Raw genomic sequence first — 4,967 nt, forward strand, 5'->3', positions numbered from 1 at the left:
AACCCAATTTTAGCAGAATCGAAAAAGCTGTCTGAATCAGGATATCCACCGATTTAAGGATTAACAGGATTTTAGATCCCCGACTTCTGAGATCAATTTATAATTTATGGACACAATAAATCAAAGAAGTCGGGGATCTTATCATCTCACCTGAATTATGCTCCCTTGATTTCTTCCTTTATTTTCGCTGATTTTCACCCCTATCTGCTAGTTCATCTGTTCTAACAAACTTGAGATGCTCCCTACGCAGTCTTACATAATCCCGCATATCGCAGCAAATACGAACTGAATTTAAAACGCGACTTTCCCCGTTTACCCTATTATGAAAACTTCCACCAATGGGTTAACTGGGGAAAACAACTCATGGAAATTCATATTAACTATGAAACAGTCACACCGTATAAATTAACCCGTGTAGATATTCCCTTAAAAGACACCCCTTCGACTTCGCTCAGGGAACGTCAGAAAACTATTAAAATTAAATTGAAAGCAGATAAAAATAAAGGTGTCATTATTTTAGATGATGTCACCACATTAACCGGAGTTCCTGATATAGCTTGGGAATATATGCTAGGAAATCGGAGTGCATTAGAATGGATATTAGATCAATATAAAGAAAAGAAACCAAAAGATCCCACCATTGCGGAAAAATTCAACACCTATCGTTTTGCAGATTATAAAGAACAGGTAGTAGAATTATTAATGAGAGTTTCTACAGTGAGTGTAGAAACAATGAATATAATTAAAGAAATGTCAGAATCAGGTGGTTATCGAGCGAAGTCGAGATAATAACCAGGATTTGAGTATTTTCAGGATTTTAGATCCCCGACTTCTGAAATAAATTAGTAATTTATAGAAGAGATTGAAAAAAAAGTCGGGGATCTTGTTTATAAAACATAGAAAAATTGGATTAAGTTTGATATAATTTGAAAAAGTCATTAACTAGAGGTTAAAAAAAATGACAACAATTAAATTACAAATTCCCTTAGAATCATTAATAGAAGCGATCACATCTTTGAGTTTAGGGGAAAAACAAAAAATCCTAGAATTTTTGCAAGCAGATTTAATAGATGAAGAAGAAGATGATTTAATAGAAGAAAATCCCCAAATCATGAAAGAAGTTGCAGATGCGAGAAAAGCTTATCAAAATGGTGAATACCAAACAATTCAACAATATATAGAAAATCGCAAGCGTCAAACTTCATGACCTACCAAGTTATTATTCCTAACCCCGTTGAAAAACAACTGGAAAATTTATCACAAAATATTAACGAAAGAATCTTAGAAAAGATTTTATCTTTAGTTGAAAATCCTCGTCCATCTGGAGTCAAGAAACTCAAAGGTTTTAAAAATGAATACAGAATTAGAGTAGGAGATTATCGAGTACGCTATGAAATTGATGATGAAAACTTAACAGTTATAGTTCTTCATTGTTCACATAGAAAAGATGTGTACAAAAAATAAACTTTGATATATTTTCTCTGTGTCCTCTGCGTCCTCTGTGGTTCGATAAAAAAAGAACTTGTCAGAATCAGGATAACCAGGATTAAAGGATTTATAGGATGTGGTTTATCTCTTTATTTTTAGTTTTAAAATAATAGATTTACACATTCTTCACGAGTCAAATTAAAATGATTTTCTACATCTCGTAAAATTGCGCTCAGAGTTCCGATTTTAATAGGACTATGATTAGGAATAGTAATATGATGTTCACCATTTTCTTGAGTAGTTAAGCGAATATGACTGCCTGTTTGATGATCAATCACATATCCTAATTTACTTAAAGCCTTAGTAAGTTCTGAACCTGATAAATCTCTAGGTAATTTCATGAAGCAATTATCTCATCTCTAATAATATGTAAACGAATTAATTGAGGACGATTTTGGATATCAGGATAATGACAATGAACAGCATCCTTGATTAATTCTCTTAACTCTGGAAGACTATCAGCTTGAGTAAAAATTGATTGATTAATTGCCTTAGCAATATAACCACCTTCATCATCTTCTTCCACTAGAAAAATAATTTCTTTGATGTTATTTTCTTGCATGATGTGTAATGTTCAATCATGAAACTTTAGGTTATGATTAGTAAGGATTCAGGATAGAAAATACTCTGAGTCTGGAAAATCAAGGCTTTTGGAGTAAGTTATGATGATTTTTAAGAAAATATCACTTGCCTATATTCCTGATTTTATAAGCATTCTGACTCGGTGAATCCTGACTCGGTGAATTCTTACTATGATTATAATATCATCATTACTGGTATTTTTTCTCTGTGTCCTCTATGGTTCGATAAAAAAAAGAACTTGTCAGAATCAAAATAACCAGGATTAAAGGATGTAGAGGATTTTAGATCCCCGACTTCTGAAAGGTTATTTATTGAGCAAATAGAAAAAATAAGTCGGGGATATTTTTCTTGACTGTGACTGATAAAATATAGTATAATAAATATGACTCACATTAATTTTTGAATCAATCTAAAATTATGGTCGAATCAGTACAGTATATAACTAACACCCAAGGAGAAAGAATTGGTGTATTGTTAAATATGGAAACTTACCAACAGTTAACGAATTTATCAACAAATTCAGAATTATTAATTGGTTTAAATGAGGATGAGTTGCAAGCGTTAGCAGAAACTTCTTTATCTGTGAAAAGTCAAACAGAATTAAATGAGTTATTAGTGAAAAATTCTGAAAATCAATTATCTAATGCAGAAGTTGAAACCTTAGATAGATTAATAGCACAGATTGATCAATTGAATATTCTGAAAACCAGAGCAAAATATACATTAAACCAACTTGAAAATAAGTCTAAAGTAGCGTGAGTGTTTACATTTCTGTTGAATTACAAACAAAAATTCGTCATTGTTTTGCAGATTGTTGTGCTTACTGTCGTACTGCTGAATATTTAACAGTTACTACCTTTGAATTTGATAGGACTTACGCAAGATGTAACTGAAACCCTGATTATTTCGTAGGGGTAATTCATGAATTACCCCTACTTTCGCTCTATTTTGCGTAAGTCCTGTTTGAGCATATTATCCCTCGGTCTGCTGGTGGTGAAACTGTATTTGAAAATCTCTGTTTATCTTGTCCATCTTGTAATCGTTATAAAGCAACTCGTCAGACAGCAATTGATCCAAATACTCAGGAAGAGGTTAAAATATTTCATCCACAACAACAATCATGGATAGCTCATTTTACTTGGAATGAAGACGCTACGGAAATTATAGGATTAACTGCTGTAGGTAGAAGTACAATTAATGCTTTAAAAATGAATCGTTCACAATTAATTCGCGTGCGAAAAATGTGGGTAAAGATGGGTGAACATCCACCCAATTTTTAATATTTAACTTTGATTTTTGTCAGCATCGGGTGGTTATCGAGGGACTTGTACTGAGCTTGTCAAAGTAAGTCGGGATAATATCCAGGATTAAAGGATGTATAGTAGGGTGCGTCAGACAGCATAAATTATGTAAATAACCAAATTTTTGATATCCGATGCACCCCACAAATAGGGTAAGTTTTAGTGTAAAAAATAACATTTTATGCCCTAACATTTGCAGTAATTAATTATCTTCATAAAAACCAACCTTTTCTGGCGTTAATCTGGTAAATATCTATTAAAATAAAAATTTTCAGGAGGTGCGGTAGTGAGTATCCAAGGTCTAGTTGAGCAGCCCACAATCCCTTCAGATATCCCCTATAATGCTGATAGCTTCAATAAAGTCGTCATGTCCACTTATGGACGCTTTCCCATCGCTTTAGAACGGGGTGCGGGTTGTCGTGTTTGGGATACCCAAGGTAAGGAATATCTGGATTTTGTGGCGGGAATTGCCACTTGTACTTTAGGACACGCCCACCCAGTTATGGTAGAGGCTGTAACTAGACAAATTCAAAAACTGCATCATGTTTCTAATTTGTACTATGTTCCCGAACAGGGTCAACTAGCTAAATGGATTATTGATCATTCTTGTGCAGATCGGGCATTTTTCTGCAATTCTGGCGCGGAAGCTAATGAAGCGGCAATTAAACTAGCTCGCAAATATGGACACACCGTTTTAGAAATTGCCAACCCGATTATTTTAACCGCCCATGCGAGTTTCCACGGACGGACTTTAGCAACCGTTACCGCGACTGGACAACCCAAGTATCAAAAACATTTTGATCCTCTAGTCCCTGGTTTCCACTATGTCAATTATAATGATATTAGAGCAATTGAGGCTGCTGTAACTGAGTTGGACGAAGGCAATTATCGTGTGGCAGCAATTTTAGTTGAACCATTACAAGGAGAGGGAGGAGTTCGTCCCGGTGATGTGGCCTACTTTAAGCGGTTACGGGAAATTTGCGACGAAACCGGCATTTTATTAATATTTGATGAAGTGCAAGTAGGAATGGGACGCAGTGGTAAATTATGGGGTTATGAACATTTGGGAGTAGAACCGGATATTTTCACCAGTGCAAAAGGTTTAGGCGGTGGTATTCCCATTGGTGCAATGATGAGTAAGAAGTTCTGCGATATTTTCCAACCGGGAGAACACGCGAGTACCTTTGGTGGTAATCCGTTTGTATGTGGTGTGGCTTTGAGTGTTTGTGAGACTTTAGAAAAAGAGAATATTTTACAAAATGTACAGGAACAGGGGGAGCATTTACGAGAAGGATTAAGGGCGATCGCTCTCAAATACCCTCAGTATATATCAGAAGTGCGCGGTTGGGGTTTAATCAACGGTATGGAAATCAAAGCTGATATTCCTTTAACTGCTGCTGAAGTTGTGAAAGCTGCCATGGATGAGGGTTTATTATTAGTACCCGCTGGTCCTAAGGTCGTCCGCTTTGTTCCCCCTCTCATTGTTACAGAAGCCGAAATCAATCAAGCGTTAAAAACTGTAGATAAAGCATTAGCTAAACTCACAGCGTAATTCGCAATTCGTAATTCGTAATTCGTAATTTGGAATTTAACTAT

General features: G+C 35.2%; 7 protein-coding genes and 1 pseudogene. 6 read left to right on the forward strand and 2 right to left on the reverse strand.

What is annotated here, in order from left to right:
* Positions 1–243: 243 nt before the first annotated feature.
* The 3 genes and pseudogenes from CUN59_RS18905 to CUN59_RS18915 form a co-directional block, all read left to right on the forward strand.
* Positions 244–789, forward strand: a pseudogene (locus tag CUN59_RS18905) (type ISP restriction/modification enzyme); the annotation flags it as partial.
* A gap of 169 nt (positions 790–958) precedes the next feature.
* Positions 959–1,207, forward strand: coding sequence for a hypothetical protein (locus CUN59_RS18910; RefSeq protein WP_104389293.1), 249 nt, complete (start codon positions 959–961; stop codon positions 1,205–1,207).
* On the forward strand, positions 1,204–1,464 hold the full coding sequence (locus tag CUN59_RS18915; RefSeq protein WP_104389294.1) for a type II toxin-antitoxin system RelE family toxin: 261 nt from the start codon (positions 1,204–1,206) through the stop codon (positions 1,462–1,464). The genes CUN59_RS18910 and CUN59_RS18915 overlap by 4 nt, the downstream gene beginning before the upstream one ends.
* 125 nt (positions 1,465–1,589) lie before the next feature.
* Here CUN59_RS18915 and CUN59_RS18920 read toward each other — a convergent pair whose 3' ends face one another.
* Positions 1,590–1,829 (reverse strand): type II toxin-antitoxin system HicA family toxin, encoded by a 240-nt coding sequence (locus CUN59_RS18920; protein WP_104389295.1) that lies wholly within the window; start codon positions 1,827–1,829, stop codon positions 1,590–1,592.
* Entirely contained in the window at positions 1,826–2,050 is a 225-nt protein-coding gene (locus CUN59_RS18925; protein ID WP_104389296.1) for a 2-oxoisovalerate dehydrogenase, read from the reverse strand. The genes CUN59_RS18920 and CUN59_RS18925 overlap by 4 nt, the downstream gene beginning before the upstream one ends.
* A 437-nt stretch (positions 2,051–2,487) precedes the next feature.
* Here CUN59_RS18925 and CUN59_RS18930 point away from each other — a divergent pair, with 437 nt between their 5' ends.
* From CUN59_RS18930 to CUN59_RS18940, 3 genes are all read left to right on the forward strand, one after another.
* Positions 2,488–2,829 carry a hypothetical protein gene (locus tag CUN59_RS18930; RefSeq protein ID WP_104389297.1) on the forward strand — a complete coding sequence of 114 codons (342 nt, stop codon included), beginning with the start codon at positions 2,488–2,490 and terminating at the stop codon, positions 2,827–2,829.
* Between the two features lie 215 nt (positions 2,830–3,044).
* Positions 3,045–3,350, forward strand: coding sequence for an HNH endonuclease (locus CUN59_RS22200; RefSeq protein WP_243406993.1), 306 nt, complete (start codon positions 3,045–3,047; stop codon positions 3,348–3,350).
* 307 nt (positions 3,351–3,657) lie between these two features.
* Entirely contained in the window at positions 3,658–4,923 is a 1,266-nt protein-coding gene (locus CUN59_RS18940; protein ID WP_104389298.1) for an aspartate aminotransferase family protein, read from the forward strand.
* Positions 4,924–4,967: the final 44 nt, after the last annotated feature.

Source organism: Cuspidothrix issatschenkoi CHARLIE-1, assembly GCF_002934005.1.
GTDB lineage: Bacteria > Cyanobacteriota > Cyanobacteriia > Cyanobacteriales > Nostocaceae > Cuspidothrix > Cuspidothrix issatschenkoi.

What these genes read in the sequence shown, in the direction of transcription:
- CUN59_RS18925 (WP_104389296.1), bottom strand. Translation starts at nt 2,050, where the DNA reads ATGCAAGAAAATAACATCAAAGAAATTATTTTTCTAGTGGAAGAAGAT.
- CUN59_RS18920 (WP_104389295.1), bottom strand. Translation starts at nt 1,829, where the DNA reads ATGAAATTACCTAGAGATTTATCAGGTTCAGAACTTACTAAGGCTTTA.
- CUN59_RS18930 (WP_104389297.1), top strand. Translation starts at nt 2,488, where the DNA reads ATGGTCGAATCAGTACAGTATATAACTAACACCCAAGGAGAAAGAATT.
- CUN59_RS18915 (WP_104389294.1), top strand. Translation starts at nt 1,204, where the DNA reads ATGACCTACCAAGTTATTATTCCTAACCCCGTTGAAAAACAACTGGAA.
- CUN59_RS18910 (WP_104389293.1), top strand. Translation starts at nt 959, where the DNA reads ATGACAACAATTAAATTACAAATTCCCTTAGAATCATTAATAGAAGCG.